Source organism: Guptibacillus hwajinpoensis (assembly GCF_020171785.1).
GTDB classification, from domain to species: Bacteria; Bacillota; Bacilli; order Bacillales; family Guptibacillaceae; genus Guptibacillus; species Guptibacillus sedimenti.
In genome coordinates, this window is sequence record NZ_JAIVAE010000002.1 from 283998 (window position 1) to 299186 (window position 15189).

Here is a 15189-nt window from a genome sequence, read left to right on the forward strand (position 1 = left end):
AAGTGATTGAAGTTCAACAAATACACCACGTGAGTTTAGCGGTTACTGACATTGAAAGAGCCAAGAGGTTTTATCGCGAAATATTATGTTTAGAGGAAATCGATCGACCAAATTTTGACTTTCCGGGGGCCTGGTACCGCATCGGAAGTCAGCAACTTCATCTTATTGTTTATCCGGAAGCAAAAACGCTTCGCGGGACAAATGAATTATCTTCAAGGGAAGGGCATTTTGCCTTTCGTGTGAAGAGTTATGACTTAACGCTTCGCTGGCTCAAAGAAAAAGGCGTCACAATATATGAAAACCCAACGAGTAAAAGTGGTTTTGCGCAAATTTTTGTTGCCGATCCTGATGGAAATTTAATTGAGCTAAATACAGAACAATAAAAAGACGCCTGATGGCGCCTTTTTATTATGGATGAGCAGGAAATTCGTTCTTTTCACGCTGGGGATTAACGCTTTTTTTCGCTTCCTTTACAACTTCCTTCGCTTTTTGTGCGCGTAGTTGATCTTGCTTCGCCTTTTCTTCAATCTTTCTAATCTCTTCTCTTGAATGTTCCACTTTCATTAACCTCCTATTTTTTATCCAAAAGTTGATGAGTGAATTGGATAACTGTTTATTTAACGTACCTTACCGTAAATTAATAAAAGAATCAAGTTTTTTCTGTTTATTCCGACATCTTATCTTTTGTCTACACATATGATGGAAAGAAATGAACAGAGGGGGACTTCGATGGTAGGGGTATTGTTAACAATGGTTGTGCTGTTTCTTGGACTGGCTCTTTTTATGGCAGTCGTATGGAATGCAATCAAAGCGGATTCTGCAAAGTCTGATCTTGAAATGATGTGGGAAAAGTATGAAGAAGTGATTAGGAAAGAAGACGTCCTCTAGCCCGATTAGGGGCTTTTTTGTTTGGGAAAACGAGGGAGAGTTTGTTAGAAGGTGATGAGATGCGTTTTCAAATTTTAAAATTAGGGTAATTTAACATAGAATTGAGGTGAAGCAACAATGGGGATACGAACCAAATTAAGGAGAAATCGAACTCAAAAAAAAGGAATGCCCCCGGGGTCTCTTGTTTATATTGGGGATGAACAAACAGAAGAAGTAACCATTTCAGCGATTGCTTTTGACAGTGATCAAATTGACGAATACGAGAATGCATCACTTGATGAAGTGAAAACAATGATTGATTCCGAAAAAGTTACCTGGGTTAATGTAAATGGTGTACATAATGTTCAACTAATTGATCAAATAAGCAAGCATGTGGGGTTACACCCATTAACAACAGAAGATATTTTAAATACCGAGCATCGACCAAAAATTGATTTTTTTGAAGATCATTTATTGGCTATTGTAAAAATGCTTGATTTACCAGAAGAAAGTACAGATCTTGATGATGAGCAAGTGAGTTTTATATTAATGGAAAATACCGTTATTACTTTCCAGGAAAAGCGGGGTGATTTATTTGATCCTGTTCGCCTGCAGCTACAAGAAAGTAAGGGACGTATAAGAAAAAGCGGTGCTGATTTTCTTTTCTATTCGTTACTCGATGTCATATTTGATCAATATCTTATCATAATGGATGAGATGGATGATCGAATTGCTCAGCTTGAAGGAATGATCATGGAAGATCCTGATAATCATTCACTACAAGACATCAATCAGTATAAGAATACCATCCTTCAATTAAAGAAAACCGTTTGGCCAGTTAGAGAAGTTGTGAACAAATTAATTAATCGCAAAGTGTCTTACATTAAAGAAGATATCTCTTTTTACCTACAAGATATTCATGACCACATCGTGCAGGCGAACGATATGGTCGAAACATCAAGAGGTCAATTATATGGCTTATTGGATGTGTATTATTCCAGTTTAAGTATGAAAATGAATGAAATTATGAAAGTGTTAACAATCGTTTCCACTATTTTTATTCCATTAACGTTTATTGCAGGCATTTATGGAATGAACTTTAATAATATGCCTGAATTAAGTTGGGAGTGGAGTTATCCAGCTGTATGGATTGTCATGATTATCATTACTGGATTAATGCTCATGTATTTCAAACGGAAAAAGTGGTTCTAGGAGGAGAAATTGATGGAAAAAGTCGCTGTTGTGACAGGTGCTGGTCATGGAATAGGGAGAGGCGTTGCGGTTGCTTATAGCGAGCAGGGATATCGTGTCATTCTTGCTGATGTAAATGAAGAAGGTTGCAAAGAAACAAAAAGTTTAATGGAAGAAAATACTGCAGATATTATCCTAACGGATGTGAGTGACCCAGAGTCAATCACCAGTCTTTTTAATAAAATAGAAGAGAAATATGGACGCATAGATGTTTTAATTAATAACGCAGGCTTATCAGAATTTAAGCAAATGGATGAGCTAAGTGTTAATGAATGGGACAAGGTGATCAATACAAATTTACGAAGCGTTTTTCTTGGCTCACGTGCGGCAGCACGAGTCATGAGAAAACATAATGGTGGATCAATCGTTAACATCGCATCTACTAGAGCAACGATGTCAGAACCAAACAGTGAAGCATATGCTGCTACGAAGGGTGGCATCGTAGCGCTCACACACGCGCTTGCTATTTCCCTTGCTGATGACCATATTACCGTCAATTCAATAAGCCCTGGTTGGATTGAAGTGGAGAATTATGATTCTCTGCGCAAGGTCGATCATGAGCAACACCCAGCAAAAAGAGTGGGGAAACCTTCTGATATTGGACGTGCGTGTCTCTTTCTAACAAATGAAGCGAATAATTTTGTGACTGGTGAGAATCTGGTGGTTGATGGAGGCATGACTCGAAAAATGATTTACGAGCATTAATCGACTTACAGTTAACGGACAATCCCCATTCATGTTACTATAAAAGCAGACCTTCCTTAAAGAAAATTAACAGGGCGAATCATGCTTGAGGGGACGTTTTAAATGGCAAAACATATGGAAGTACCTAATTTGTATGAAACAGGAATTGAAGATCTTGTAATTTCAGCAGAAAAAGTTGCGCATGTCCAGCTTACGAATCCTTTGGAGCACGCAATGCTTATCTTGATTAAGTCAGGCTATTCATCGATACCCGTATTAGATACAGAATATCGGTTAAAAGGGTTGATCAGTCAGCCGCTAATCCTCGATTCTATATTAGGGATTGAGCGAATTGAATTCGAAAAGTTAAGTGAATTAGTTGTTCAGGAAGTTATGAATACGGATATACCTTGCATTAATGAAAAAGATGGTTTTTTTAAAGGTTTAAAGTTAGCGATTGACCACCCGTTTCTCTGTGTTGTTGATGATGAGAACATCTTTAAAGGAATATTGACGAGAAGAGCGCTTCTTAAATTCGTTAACCGTTATTTGCATGAATCTTCCGTACGACAGTCATAATGATTTACCCGGTTCTTTAACCGGGCTTTTTTAAATAGGTGGAGTTGAGAAAAATGAAATCGCTAACAAATCAAATATCCTATAGTATTCGAAAAAAAGAAACAAACCGCCCCCTCGTTCTCGGTGCGATTATAATTGGGATGTTTATGGCGGCAATTGAAGGAACGATTGTTTCCACAGCTATGCCTGGTATTGTGGGAGATCTTGGTGGATTTTCAACATTTAGCTGGGTTTTTTCAGCATACTTATTAATGTCTGCCATCACAGTACTGATTTTTGGGAAACTTTCTGATTTATTTGGAAGGAAGCCCATTTATACGATTGGCGTCGTGATTTTTCTAATCGGGTCACTTTTATGTGGGTTTGCGGAGTCAATGGAAGCACTTATCCTTTTTAGGCTCATTCAGGGGATTGGAGCAGGGGCCGTTCAACCGATTGCTCTTACGATTGTAGGAGATATGTATACAATGGAAGAAAGAGCGAAAATACAGGGATATCTTGCAAGCGTATGGGGGATTTCAGCGATTGCAGGACCAGCCCTTGGCGGTGTTTTTGTTCAATACCTAGATTGGGCCTGGGTTTTCTGGATGAACATCCCGCTTGGTATTTTATCGTTGGTTGGAATTGTTCTTCTGCTTCATGAATCCATTGATAAAGAAAGAAAGTCAATTGATTATGCAGGAGCAGCACTTCTACTTGTGTCCATCAGTGCGCTAATGGTCGTGTTAATTGAAGGAGGAGTTCACTGGGGTTGGACATCAGCTCCGATCTTAATGCTCGTCAGTATTTCAATTGTAGCGATGGTTCTGTTTTTTAGAGTAGAACGAAGGGCGAAAGAACCGCTAATGCCACTTGGGATTTGGCGGGACCCTGTTATCGCTATTTCAAATTCCGTTACGTTTACAACCGGGATGATTTTAATTGGCGTTTCGAGTTTTCTTCCGACATTTGTTCAAGGAGTTATGGAAGAGCCCCCTATCATTGCAGGTTTTACCCTTACAACGATGTCGATTGGGTGGCCGATTGCATCAACCATTGCTGGGAAGCTTGTGATCAAAATTGGATTTAGGGTCACTTCAGTGCTTGGAGGTATCGGTCTTATTAGTGGTTCTGCCATCTATCTTTTAATGACTCCTGCACTAGGCCCTATTTTTGCAGGAGTTGGTTCGTTTTTTATCGGGGTTGGAATGGGGTTAACCTCTACAACGTTTATCGTAGCCATACAAAGCGCTGTCTCATGGAAACAGAGAGGCATTGCAACTGCCTCAAATATGTTTATGAGAACATTAGGAAGTGCAGTCGGTGCAGCCTTACTTGGCGGTATTTTAAATAGTCGTCTGCAGAAATACTTAGCAAATCAAACCTCGAGTGACGAGGTGAATATCAATACAGCGAATCAGTTACTTGATGAAGCAAAGAGGAAAAGTCTTGATCCAACAGTTCTTGAACTGTTACAAAGTGGATTAACTACTTCATTAAAGTGGGTATATGGGGGAGTAGCTGTCTTCGCACTCATAAGTTTTGTTCTGGTTCTTTTTTTACCCAAAAAAGCGGAGTCAACTTCCGAGGAAAAAGAACTTCATCATGGATAACATTAAGAAAAACCCGGCTCGGTCAAGAGTCGGGTTTAGCTATACGTGAAAGGAACTCAATTCGATTACAGAAAGGATCAAAGAATGTAAAGCGCTGGAGACCTTCAATCGGGGTTTCCTCATGAATCGTAATGCCACGTTTTTCGAGATACGCTCTTACTTCATTTAGGTTATTAATCTCAAATGCAGGGTGTCTTTTACCAGGGACGATCGTGTCCTCTGTTCCGATATGAAGCTCAATGTTCGCTCCTTTAAGCCAGAAGCCACCATTTTTCTTTAACGCTTCCGGTTTTTCTATTTCCATAAAGCCTAATGTTTCAATATAAAATTGTTTTGCTTTCTCTTCCTTTCCTTTCGGTATGCAAATTTGGACATGGTGAAGGCTTAGGTAGTCGATAACCATTTCAGCTCACTCCTAAAATTGAGTTTTTATAAGGCTATAGCAAACTTGAAAAATCAAAAGAATCGTCATCAACCGTAATAACCAGTTTACTTGACGGAAAGAAAGTTTATTTGCCATTCGAACAGAAAGTTGAGCCCCGGTAATGGATCCAGCTGCAAGAGGAAGGGCAATTGCCATACTCAGATGACCGTGAAGTAAATAGACGATGACGGCTCCCGTACAGCTTAAAAATGTATTAAATCTTGTGAGTCCAATGGAAGTCAGATAGGCGATTCCGCTTTGACGAAAAAGATGCATCTGCAGGGTCGCCTGTCCAGGACCGAATGTTCCATCATACCATCCAATAAGACCAATAAAAGGCAAAGATTGAACGGGTACCTTATGCGATGACTGAGTTGACTGCCCTTTTTTTATAAAGGATAAAGCTAATGCAAGAACAAGCATTGTGGCAGCAAAAATTTGAAGGACCTGTTCGGAAAGTAAGGAGGCAAATAGACCACCAAGAACGCCACCACATAGCGCAATAGGGCCAGTTTTTAGTGCTTCCTTCATTGATAATTCTTTTCTCTTCAATAAAACATAAAAGCTAGAGAATGAGCTTAGCATATTGGAAAACTTGTTCGCTGAAATAATGGAATGAATGGGAAGTCCGAGTAGCATCATCGAAGGCACGTTAATGAGACCACCGCTTCCTGATAATGTGCCGACAAAGGTGGCAATAAGCCCAATGCCAAATAAGAAAAGTGAGTCCATGAACATCATCTCCATATGAAAGATTTCATTCATAGTATAGTCACCTTTCTTCCATAATGAAATTAGATTATAATAATGAATTACGATAAGTTATTCTTATGGTTAAAGATTATTGGTGAGAAAGGAGGACTTCGATGAGCTCTGAATATCAAGTGTTATCGATCCTAGCTGAAGAAGCAAATATGCGAAGAGCCGCTGAAAGATTGTATGTTTCCCAACCAGCGTTAAGTCAGAGACTTCAATCAATTGAAAAAGCGTGGGGTGTTCCGATTTTTCTTCGATCTCAAAGAGGATTAACGATTACACCAGCGGGTGAGCGAATTATTGCTTTTGCGAATGATACGATTCGGAGAGAAGAAAAAGTGTTTGAAGCGTTGACTGCCTTAAGCTCAGAAGTTCACGGAACGTTAAAATTAGCTGTTGCGTCTATTATTGGACAATATTGGCTTCCGGCAGTGTTGAAGAAGTTTGTTGAACATTATCCAAGCGTAAAAATCTCACTTGTCACCGGATGGAGCAGTGACATTTTACGCTATTTGTATGAAGATGATATTCACATTGGGATCATTCGTGGAAAGCCCGATTGGCGAGGTAGAAGTCAGTACTTGCTTTCAGATGAGCTTTACCTTGTGGATACAGCGATTCAATCGATGGAAGAGTTGAAGGAAACAGAAAAACCGTTTATACAGTTTAAGAGTGATTCGACTTATTTTCAAGAAATACAAGAGTGGTGGCAAACTCAGTCATTCGCACCCCCAAAGAAAACGATCGTCGTAGATCAAATTGAAACGTGCAAGCAGATGGCGTTAAATGGGATCGGCTATGCCATCCTACCTTCGATTAGCATTACAGAGAATGATAAAGAGTATTTTCGCATTCCTCTTAAAGATGGTGAGGGATTGCCATTAAAGAGAGATACTTGGTTATTAACCAATGATACCGCCATGCAATTGAAGCAAGTTCAAAAGTTTGTGGAATTATTAAGTGAATAGCTTGTAAGATTAGACTTCACGTGATCGATCATGTACGATAAAATGTGTAACATGCTTAGTTTTATAAGCATGATAACAAAGGAGGAATTTTCCAATGAAAATGATGGATGCAAACGAAATTATTAGCTTTATTCAAAACAGTGAGAAATCAACTCCTGTTAAAGTACATATTAAAGGAAACCTTGAAGGAATTGACTTTGGTAGTAACACGAAGTCATTCATTACAGGGAATACTGGTGTTCTTTTCGGAGAGTGGAAAGACATTAAAAAGGCGCTTGAGTCTGAAGCTTCTAATATTGAAGATTATGTTGTAGAGAATGACCGTCGTAATTCTGCAATTCCAATGCTTGATCTTAAAGGTATTCAAGCACGTATTGAGCCTGGAGCTGTTATTCGCGATCAAGTGGAAATTGGAAATAACGCTGTTATCATGATGGGCGCAATGATCAATATCGGATCTGTTGTGGGTGAAGGAACTATGATCGACATGAACGTTGTTCTTGGTGGACGTGCAACAGTAGGTAAGAACTGTCATATCGGTGCAGGTTCTGTTCTTGCAGGTGTTATTGAGCCACCATCTGCTAGCCCTGTTGTGATCGAAGACGATGTTGTGATTGGTGCAAACGCAGTCGTTCTTGAAGGCGTAAAAGTAGGAAAAGGTTCAGTAGTCGCTGCAGGTGCGATTGTTACAGAAGATGTTCCTGAGTATACGCTTGTTGCTGGAACGCCAGCACGTGTACTTAAGAAAATTGATGATCAAACTCGTTCAAAAACAGAAATCAAAAAAGAGCTTCGTCAGCTACAAAACGACTAATTCCGATGGATATCACATCAGTCCGAAGGGATTTACATCGTATTCCTGAACTAGGTTTCAAGGAATTTAAGACGCAGCGGTATTTGCTTCATTTTATTGAAAACTTGCCACAGGACCGTCTTCAGGTGAAAACCTGGAGAACGGGTATCCTTGTGCTAGTGAAGGGTGATAATCCTTCAAAAACAATAGGGTATCGCACGGATATAGATGGCCTTCCGATTAAGGAAGAGACAGGGTATGAGTTTAAATCGGAGCATGAAGGCTATATGCATGCATGTGGTCATGATTTTCATATGACGATCGCTCTTTCCATTCTTGAATATTATGCGTCTCACGCTTTAAAAGATAATTTACTGTTCGTCTTTCAGCCGGCAGAAGAAGGACCCGGCGGTGCACTCCCAATGCTTGATAGTGAAGAGTTTAAAGCATGGAAGCCTGATCAAATGATTGCATTGCATATTGCACCTGAATATCCAGTTGGAACGATCGCAATAAGACCGGGTTTGCTTTTTGCGAATACATCTGAGCTGTTTATTGATTTAACTGGTAAAGGCGGGCATGCCGCATACCCGCACCATACGCGTGATATGGTCGTTGCAGCTAGCCATCTTGTTACCCAGTTTCAATCGATTGTAGCGAGGAATGTCGATCCGCTCGATTCAGCTGTGGTCACAGTTGGGAAAATCGACGGAGGTACGAAGCAAAACATCATTGCAGAAAAAGCGCGATTAGAAGGTACCATTCGGACGCTTTCGGCTGATTCAATGTCAAAAGTAAAGACCCGTATTGAAGCGATGGTAAGAGGGATTGAGGCCTCATTTGAGTGTGAAGCTTCCATTGATTATGGTTCAAACTACTATCAAGTAAACAATACGCCTGAGCTTGTGAAGACGTTTATGGCGAATATAGAAAACCTCTCTGAGGTAACATTAGTGGAATGTCGAGAAGCGATGACAGGAGAAGATTTTGGTTATTTCTTAAAAGAGATCCCTGGCTTTATGTTCTGGCTTGGTGTGAATTCTTCATCAGGTCTTCATACATCTACATTAAAACCAGATGAGTCGGCAATAGAAACGGCGTACCTTGCGCTCACATCTTATTTAAATGAAATAGCAAATTGAGTTTGTAAGCCTTCAGGTCTTTATGCCTGAAGGCTTTTATTGTTTGGCGTATAAATTAACGAACGTTGGTGAACATAGAAGGGTAGCAGTTACATACTAAAAGAGGGAAGGATTGATTAGGATGAAACGAATCGCAGTAGAAGATACGCTTTCTGATGTGGCGCAAGCTTTACAAGCAAAGGGATATGAGGTTGTACCTTTAAAACAAGAAAGTGATGCAAATGGCTGTGATTGTTGTGTTGTCTCCGGTCAGGATCAAAATGTGATGGGGATGCAGTCGGTTAGTACGCAAGGATCAGTAATTAATGCGGATGGCATGACAGCTGATCAAGTATGTCAGCAAGTGGACAGTCGCTACCAATAGAAATACACAAAAAACCCCTAAAGTAAATTAGGGGTTTTTGCTTAGTTGTTTTTTTCTTTTTGTACCCAGTTCCCATTGTCGTTCTTTTCATATTTCTCTTCCACAGCACTCCAAGCGACTTTAAAGGCCGTTTTCTCAGAATCATATTGCTCAGAAGCTGAGTTGAAAGCTTCTTTGAAAATATCCTGTGCGTGGCTTGGTAAGTTGTCTTTCACTTGATCTGGCAATTCACTTTTAGAATTGTAAGGCAACTGAATCACACTCCTGATTTGTATGTGTGATTACATTACCCATGAAAAATAGTTGATAAACTACTGTTCTTTCTTTTCAATAAATACTTGATGAGGAAATGGAATTTCAATTCCGTTGGCATCAAGCGCTTCTTTAATTTCTTTGCGAAGCTGTCGTTCCACACCCCATTGCTCCATGTTTTGCGTGCGGCACAGTATGCGGAGGACAACATCGGATGAACCAAGACTTTGAACACCAAGGACATCAGGCCCTTCTACAACAGCCTCATTGGTCGCAGCAACATTGTCACACACTTTCTGAATTACGCGAATGGCTTCGTCGATGTTATCATCGTAGGAGATCCCAATATCGACAAGAGCACGCATGTTACCACGTGAATGGTTACTTAGTGAGCTAATCTCACGGTTCGGTACGTAGTTCAATGTTCCATCAAAAGAACGGATGTGTGTGGTGCGAAGACCGACTTCCTCTACGATTCCACCAAAGCCTCCCGCAGTGACATAATCCCCAACATCCATTTGCTTCTCAAGAAGAATGAAGAACCCTGTTACAACGTCACTTACAAGACCTTGAGCACCAAATCCGACGGCAAGGCCGATAATACCGGCACCAGCGATTAATGCTTTAATATCAAAACCAAATGTTTCGAAAATAATCGCAACAGCCATAAAGAGTAGAACGTACGTAAATATGCTTTTTGATAAGTTTTTCAGCGTATTCGCTCTTCCAGGACTCATGTTTTGTTTTTCAGATACTTGCGTAAACGTTCTTTCAATAAATCGGTTTCCAATTGCTTTAACGATGGCGTAAATGATTAAAATCGCAATAAGCTTAAGAACAATTATGCCCGTATCCACTAAAAAACCTTCCCAGTTAATGTTGTCAAATAAATTCAATCGACTTCCTCCTTTTGTTCCCACTACATAAATAGGATAAGCACTCGGTCAAATTATAGCGAAAATTGTTATGATAATTCAAGTAAAGCGTTAATACGCGACGAATGAAATGATTTTCGATATACTAAAACTACCCTGTTTAGTACGCGGTAAACGTGGGTACGATAGTGGGGGAAGGTAATTAACCCACATTAAATTAATTATCATTTAATATTGACTAAAAATAAATCGTGTACTATAATGTCATTTGTGGGCGAAAGCCGCAGGATATTTTCTAGGAGGGATTTACACATGGTAGAACGCATGGTAGGTAAACAAGCACCTCGCTTCGAAATGGAAGCAGTGATGACAAACAAAGAATTTGGCAAAGTAAGCCTTGAAGAAAATATGAAGAACGATAAATGGACAGTCCTTTTCTTCTATCCAATGGACTTTACATTCGTGTGCCCAACTGAAATTACAGCACTAAGCGATCGTTTCGAAGAATTCGACGATCTTGATGCAGAAGTAATCGGTGTTTCAACTGATACAATCCATACACACCTTGCATGGATCAACACAGACCGTAACGATAATGGTCTTGGTGATCTTAACTATCCACTAGCTGCAGATACAAACCACAAAGTATCAAAAGAATACGGCGTATTCATTGAAGATGAAGGTGTTGCACTTCGCGGACTATTCATCATTAACCCTGAAGGGGAGCTTCAGTACTCTGTTGTGAACCATAACAATATTGGTCGTGACGTAGACGAAACACTTCGCGTCCTTCAAGCACTACAAACTGGTGGCCTTTGCCCGGCTAACTGGAAGCCAGGCCAAGAAACACTTAAATAAAGTCAACTAACCCCAGAGAGCGGAGCTCTCTGGGGTTTATTTTTGTTTAAACAATCTCTTCTTCTTGGAAAAACTCCACAAAGTTATCACTCATTTAAAAAATTCCGAATTTTAGGCCGAATAGGTGGTTATTTATTTCGAATTCCGATATATTATGTATATTGTCACTCTATTTATCATTACATACTGTCAAAAGGTGGTGTTGGAATGGAAACGTTTAAAAGATTGAAAGACTTTTATTGGCCATATAAGAACCTTTTTCTATGGTCTGTGTTTTCCCTTCTATTTGTAACAGGTATTACCGTCTTATATCCTATGCTTCTTCAATTCACAATTGATGACGTCATCCTTAAGCAAGAATACAAATGGGTTCCGTATCTTGCATTTGGTTTTATAGGAATTATGATCGTGAAAGGGACCGCTACATTTTTTCAACAATACTTAGGAGATTTGTTTGGCGTTACCGCTGTTTACAGACTTAGAGAGGAGCTTTATAAAAAACTACAGTACTTGCCTTTTCGTTATTATGATAACGCAAAAACGGGAGACTTAATGTCGCGTTTAACTGCTGACGTAGAAGGGTTTCGCTTTTTCTTATCGTTTGGATTTGCTCAGGTGATCAATTTTGTTCTTATCATAAGCTTTAGTTTAATCGTCATGTTTAGCTATTCAGTTCCGCTAGCTTTCGTTACATTAGGGATGCTGCCATTTCTTGCGATTGTCGTTTACCAATTTGATAAGCGCGTCCATCCTGCATTCCGTGGGATTCGAAAGTCGATGGCACGCTTGAATACAAAAGTACAAGAAAATATTAGCGGTATTAATACCGTGAAATCACTCTCGAGAGAAGATTTTGAAATTGATAAATTTGTAAATAGTAATACGGATTATCGTGATAACTACTTAACAACGTCTTATATTTGGGCTAAATTCTTTCCGTTAATGGAGTTTATCGGAAATTTATGCGTTGTTTTTCTTCTATCTTATGGAGGTTATCTGGTCTTTCAAAACCAGCTACAGCCTGGTGAACTCGTCGCTTTCTTTAGTTTAGTCTGGTATATCATCTGGCCTATAATGAACCTTGGCTTCGTTATTAATACTTTTTCTCAGTCAAAAGCCTCGGGTGAAAGATTGCTAGAGATTCTTGATGAGCCTGAAGATATTTATGATCTTGAAGGCGCTGTTAACGTTGAACGTCTTGAAGGAAATGTGGCCTTTAACAATGTAACCCACCAGTATGCTGTTGATGACGATGAAGCGTTAAAAAACATTTCATTTCATGCTCCGAAAGGGACGACAATTGGTTTATTAGGAGCAACAGGAGCTGGTAAAACGACGCTCACTCAGCTCATTGCACGTTTTTATGAACCGAATAGTGGTGAGATTATGATTGATGGGCGAAATATTAATGAGTATAGCTTGAAATCGCTCCGAAAAAATATCGGCGTAGTTCTTCAAGAGACATTTCTTTTTTCGTCAACGATCAGAGACAATATTGCTTACGGTGATCCTGACATCTCGTTTGATGCGATTCAGGATGCTGCCAAAAGAGCCCAGGCCCATGACTTTATCATGGAAATGCCAAATGGATACGATACCGTTTTAGGAGAGCGTGGTATGGGACTCTCTGGTGGCCAAAAGCAGCGGATCGCGATTGCCCGTGCCATTTTAACTGATCCAAGTATTTTAATTCTTGATGATGCCACTAGCGCAGTTGATATGCAAACGGAAGTAAAGATTCAGAAGGCATTTGAAGAAGTGATGAAAGGGAGAACAACCTTTATCATCGCGCACAGAATTTCTTCACTTAAACACGCAAATGAAATCCTTGTATTAAAAGAAGGAGAAATTGTTGAACGTGGGAATCACCAAGAATTAATTGAACAGAATGGATATTACCGGAGTATTTACGATATTCAATACCAAGATCGTAAGGAGATAATGGCCAAACAGACTGGATGAAATGGGGTGAAGACTTGAAGCAAAATCGAAGAGAGCGGTTCCATTATTCACAGGATACAGCAATTGAAAAACAGTTTAACTGGAAACAGATGTCACGACTGCTTGGGTATATGGATCCTTACAAGAAAAATTTGTTGCCAAAAGCGATTATTTCAATGCTGCTGTCAACAGCAGTTCGGCTAATTGTCCCGATCTTCATCGGGGTCTTGTTGTTTGATCACGCGATAAAGAATCAAAACCAAACGTTACTTATCCAATTGATCATTGGTATAGCTGGGTTGTATTTGCTATCATGGATTGCCAATACGTACCGAATTAAATGGACCAATCAACTTGGTCAATATATTATTTATGACATTAGACAAGGATTGTTCAAGCATATTCAGCGACTTTCCCATGGCTTTTTCGATAAACGATCAGCAGGTTCAATCCTCGTTCGAATTATCAATGACGTGAACTCCATGCAGGAACTTTTCACAAGTGGTGTTATTAACCTACTAATGGATATTGTTTTATTACTAGGAATCATTGTGATTATGTTTGTATTAAGTCCTCAATTAACGCTCGCAATTATGATCATTTTGCCGCTTATGTTCTTAATCTCAACGAGCTTAAGAAAAAGAATCCGTCGATCCTGGCAGGATGTTCGAATCAAGCAGGCAAAAATAAATTCACACTTAAATGAAAGTATCCAGGGAATTCGCGTTACTCAATCCTATACCCAGGAAAAAGGAAACATGGAATTTTTCCAGGGCGTAAATCAAGAGAATTACGCAAGTTGGAAAGATGCAACGCAAAAGAGTGCTATTTTTAGACCGTTTGTTGAAATGTCAAATGCAATTGGAACGGCCATTTTAATTTGGTTTGGCGTTTATCTTATTCAAAATGGAATGGATTACGGTGTTTTCGTAACGTTTGCTTTCTATCTAGGGATGTTCTGGGAACCAATTTCTCGTTTAGGGCAAGTTTACAATCAACTTCTTGTAGCCATGGCTTCTTCAGAAAGAATTTTTGAGTTTCTAGATGAACAACCAAATGTCCCTGAAAAGAAAAACGCAATTGAGCTCGACGATATTAAAGGAGAAATCACGTTTGAAAATGTTGAATTTTCCTATGATGAAAGTCGTAAAGCGCTCCATGAGTTAAGTTTGAAAATGCAAGCGGGTGATACGGTTGCGCTTGTTGGTCATACCGGTTCAGGAAAATCAACCATTGCAAACTTAATTAGTCGCTTCTATGATCCGACCAGTGGAACAGTTCGAATTGATGGAATGGATTTAAAAGATGTGAAACTCGATAGTTTGCGAGAAAAGGTGAGCGTCGTTCTTCAAGATACGTTCATTTTTTCCGGAACCATTATGGAAAACATCCGTTTTGGACGTCCAGGTGCAAGTGATGAAGAGGTGATTGAAGCAGCTAAAGCGGTAGGGGCTGATCACTTTATTCAGCGCTTAAGCAATGGTTATGAAACAGAAGTAGAGGAGAGAGGGAACGTTCTCTCGGTTGGTGAGAGGCAGCTATTGTCCTTTGCGAGAGCACTGCTCGCTGATCCCCGTATTCTTATCTTAGATGAAGCTACTGCAAGCATTGATACAGAAACCGAGCTTAAAATTCAACAAGCCTTGAATGTGGTTCTAGAAGGTCGAACGGCCATTATGATTGCGCATCGACTTTCTACCATTCGTGAAGCGGATAATATCATCGTTCTTGACCACGGTCGAATCCTAGAACAAGGAAATCATAATGAGTTGATGCGTAAAGGCGGAACTTACTATGAGCTTGTAAAATCACAATTTAATATGATGGATGCTGTTTAAAAAAG

At 39.7% G+C, this 15189-nt stretch carries 18 protein-coding genes; 13 read left to right on the plus strand and 5 right to left on the minus strand.

Annotated features, from left to right (window positions below):
* Positions 1–2: 2 nt before the first annotated feature.
* Positions 3–383 (plus strand): VOC family protein, encoded by a 381-nt coding sequence (locus tag LCL91_RS01920; RefSeq protein WP_224879496.1) that lies wholly within the window; start codon positions 3–5, stop codon positions 381–383.
* Positions 384–408: 25 nt separating this feature from the next.
* On the opposite strand, the gene LCL91_RS01925 is transcribed toward LCL91_RS01920, so the two are convergent.
* The gene (locus LCL91_RS01925) at positions 409–558 is read right to left on the minus strand and encodes a hypothetical protein (protein WP_224879498.1); all 150 of its coding nucleotides are present in this window, start codon (positions 556–558) and stop codon (positions 409–411) included.
* A gap of 171 nt (positions 559–729) precedes the next feature.
* Here LCL91_RS01925 and LCL91_RS01930 point away from each other — a divergent pair, with 171 nt between their 5' ends.
* The 5 genes from LCL91_RS01930 to LCL91_RS01950 all read left to right on the plus strand — a co-directional run bounded on the left by LCL91_RS01930 (position 730) and on the right by LCL91_RS01950 (position 4973).
* On the plus strand, positions 730–888 hold the full coding sequence (locus tag LCL91_RS01930) for a hypothetical protein (protein WP_159782223.1): 159 nt from the start codon (positions 730–732) through the stop codon (positions 886–888).
* A gap of 117 nt (positions 889–1005) precedes the next feature.
* Complete coding sequence (gene corA / locus LCL91_RS01935; protein ID WP_224879500.1) at positions 1006–2079, plus strand: magnesium/cobalt transporter CorA; 1074 nt, start codon at positions 1006–1008, stop codon at positions 2077–2079.
* Positions 2080–2091: 12 nt separating this feature from the next.
* The gene (locus LCL91_RS01940; protein ID WP_224879503.1) at positions 2092–2823 is read left to right on the plus strand and encodes an SDR family NAD(P)-dependent oxidoreductase; all 732 of its coding nucleotides are present in this window, start codon (positions 2092–2094) and stop codon (positions 2821–2823) included.
* Positions 2824–2925: 102 nt separating this feature from the next.
* A complete protein-coding gene (cbpB, locus tag LCL91_RS01945) occupies positions 2926–3381 on the plus strand; it encodes a cyclic-di-AMP-binding protein CbpB (protein ID WP_098443208.1) in 456 nt (151 codons plus the stop codon).
* Positions 3382–3434: 53 nt separating this feature from the next.
* Entirely contained in the window at positions 3435–4973 is a 1539-nt protein-coding gene (locus LCL91_RS01950) for an MDR family MFS transporter (RefSeq protein ID WP_224879505.1), read from the plus strand.
* A 22-nt stretch (positions 4974–4995) separates the two neighbouring features.
* Here LCL91_RS01950 and LCL91_RS01955 read toward each other — a convergent pair whose 3' ends face one another.
* Both LCL91_RS01955 and LCL91_RS01960 read right to left on the minus strand, forming a co-directional pair.
* The gene (locus LCL91_RS01955; protein WP_224879507.1) at positions 4996–5376 is read right to left on the minus strand and encodes a VOC family protein; all 381 of its coding nucleotides are present in this window, start codon (positions 5374–5376) and stop codon (positions 4996–4998) included.
* A 12-nt stretch (positions 5377–5388) separates the two neighbouring features.
* Complete coding sequence (locus LCL91_RS01960; RefSeq protein ID WP_224879509.1) at positions 5389–6162, minus strand: sulfite exporter TauE/SafE family protein; 774 nt, start codon at positions 6160–6162, stop codon at positions 5389–5391.
* A gap of 101 nt (positions 6163–6263) precedes the next feature.
* Here LCL91_RS01960 and LCL91_RS01965 point away from each other — a divergent pair, with 101 nt between their 5' ends.
* The 4 genes from LCL91_RS01965 (at position 6264) to LCL91_RS01980 (ending at position 9420) form a co-directional block, all read left to right on the plus strand.
* Positions 6264–7121, plus strand: coding sequence for a LysR family transcriptional regulator (locus tag LCL91_RS01965; protein WP_165995076.1), 858 nt, complete (start codon positions 6264–6266; stop codon positions 7119–7121).
* Positions 7122–7215: 94 nt separating this feature from the next.
* Entirely contained in the window at positions 7216–7935 is a 720-nt protein-coding gene (dapD, locus tag LCL91_RS01970; RefSeq protein ID WP_194221255.1) for a 2,3,4,5-tetrahydropyridine-2,6-dicarboxylate N-acetyltransferase, read from the plus strand.
* 5 nt (positions 7936–7940) lie between these two features.
* A complete protein-coding gene (locus LCL91_RS01975) occupies positions 7941–9056 on the plus strand; it encodes an N-acetyldiaminopimelate deacetylase (RefSeq protein ID WP_224879511.1) in 1116 nt (371 codons plus the stop codon).
* Positions 9057–9177: 121 nt separating this feature from the next.
* A complete protein-coding gene (locus LCL91_RS01980; RefSeq protein ID WP_224879513.1) occupies positions 9178–9420 on the plus strand; it encodes a YkuS family protein in 243 nt (80 codons plus the stop codon).
* 41 nt (positions 9421–9461) lie between these two features.
* Here LCL91_RS01980 and LCL91_RS01985 read toward each other — a convergent pair whose 3' ends face one another.
* Complete coding sequence (locus LCL91_RS01985; RefSeq protein ID WP_224879515.1) at positions 9462–9671, minus strand: ChaB family protein; 210 nt, start codon at positions 9669–9671, stop codon at positions 9462–9464.
* A gap of 60 nt (positions 9672–9731) precedes the next feature.
* Positions 9732–10568 carry a mechanosensitive ion channel family protein gene (locus LCL91_RS01990; protein ID WP_224879517.1) on the minus strand — a complete coding sequence of 279 codons (837 nt, stop codon included), beginning with the start codon at positions 10566–10568 and terminating at the stop codon, positions 9732–9734.
* A 291-nt stretch (positions 10569–10859) separates the two neighbouring features.
* Here LCL91_RS01990 and LCL91_RS01995 point away from each other — a divergent pair, with 291 nt between their 5' ends.
* The 3 genes from LCL91_RS01995 (at position 10860) to LCL91_RS02005 (ending at position 15184) form a co-directional block, all read left to right on the plus strand.
* Positions 10860–11405, plus strand: a complete 546-nt coding sequence (locus LCL91_RS01995; RefSeq protein ID WP_224879518.1) for a peroxiredoxin — start codon at positions 10860–10862, stop codon at positions 11403–11405.
* Between the two features lie 207 nt (positions 11406–11612).
* Positions 11613–13367: an ABC transporter ATP-binding protein gene (locus LCL91_RS02000; protein ID WP_224879520.1), complete on the plus strand. Its 1755-nt coding sequence runs from the start codon at positions 11613–11615 to the stop codon at positions 13365–13367.
* On the plus strand, positions 13364–15184 hold the full coding sequence (locus LCL91_RS02005) for an ABC transporter ATP-binding protein (protein WP_224879522.1): 1821 nt from the start codon (positions 13364–13366) through the stop codon (positions 15182–15184). Before LCL91_RS02000 ends, LCL91_RS02005 begins: the two co-directional genes overlap by 4 nt.
* Positions 15185–15189: the final 5 nt, after the last annotated feature.

What these genes read in the sequence shown, in the direction of transcription:
- LCL91_RS01930 (WP_159782223.1), top strand. Translation starts at nt 730, where the DNA reads ATGGTAGGGGTATTGTTAACAATGGTTGTGCTGTTTCTTGGACTGGCT.
- corA (WP_224879500.1), top strand. Translation starts at nt 1,006, where the DNA reads ATGGGGATACGAACCAAATTAAGGAGAAATCGAACTCAAAAAAAAGGA.
- LCL91_RS01940 (WP_224879503.1), top strand. Translation starts at nt 2,092, where the DNA reads ATGGAAAAAGTCGCTGTTGTGACAGGTGCTGGTCATGGAATAGGGAGA.
- cbpB (WP_098443208.1), top strand. Translation starts at nt 2,926, where the DNA reads ATGGCAAAACATATGGAAGTACCTAATTTGTATGAAACAGGAATTGAA.
- LCL91_RS01950 (WP_224879505.1), top strand. Translation starts at nt 3,435, where the DNA reads ATGAAATCGCTAACAAATCAAATATCCTATAGTATTCGAAAAAAAGAA.
- LCL91_RS01955 (WP_224879507.1), bottom strand. Translation starts at nt 5,376, where the DNA reads ATGGTTATCGACTACCTAAGCCTTCACCATGTCCAAATTTGCATACCG.
- LCL91_RS01960 (WP_224879509.1), bottom strand. Translation starts at nt 6,162, where the DNA reads ATGAATGAAATCTTTCATATGGAGATGATGTTCATGGACTCACTTTTC.
- LCL91_RS01965 (WP_165995076.1), top strand. Translation starts at nt 6,264, where the DNA reads ATGAGCTCTGAATATCAAGTGTTATCGATCCTAGCTGAAGAAGCAAAT.
- dapD (WP_194221255.1), top strand. Translation starts at nt 7,216, where the DNA reads ATGAAAATGATGGATGCAAACGAAATTATTAGCTTTATTCAAAACAGT.
- LCL91_RS01975 (WP_224879511.1), top strand. Translation starts at nt 7,941, where the DNA reads ATGGATATCACATCAGTCCGAAGGGATTTACATCGTATTCCTGAACTA.
- LCL91_RS01980 (WP_224879513.1), top strand. Translation starts at nt 9,178, where the DNA reads ATGAAACGAATCGCAGTAGAAGATACGCTTTCTGATGTGGCGCAAGCT.
- LCL91_RS01995 (WP_224879518.1), top strand. Translation starts at nt 10,860, where the DNA reads ATGGTAGAACGCATGGTAGGTAAACAAGCACCTCGCTTCGAAATGGAA.
- LCL91_RS02000 (WP_224879520.1), top strand. Translation starts at nt 11,613, where the DNA reads ATGGAAACGTTTAAAAGATTGAAAGACTTTTATTGGCCATATAAGAAC.
- LCL91_RS02005 (WP_224879522.1), top strand. Translation starts at nt 13,364, where the DNA reads ATGAAATGGGGTGAAGACTTGAAGCAAAATCGAAGAGAGCGGTTCCAT.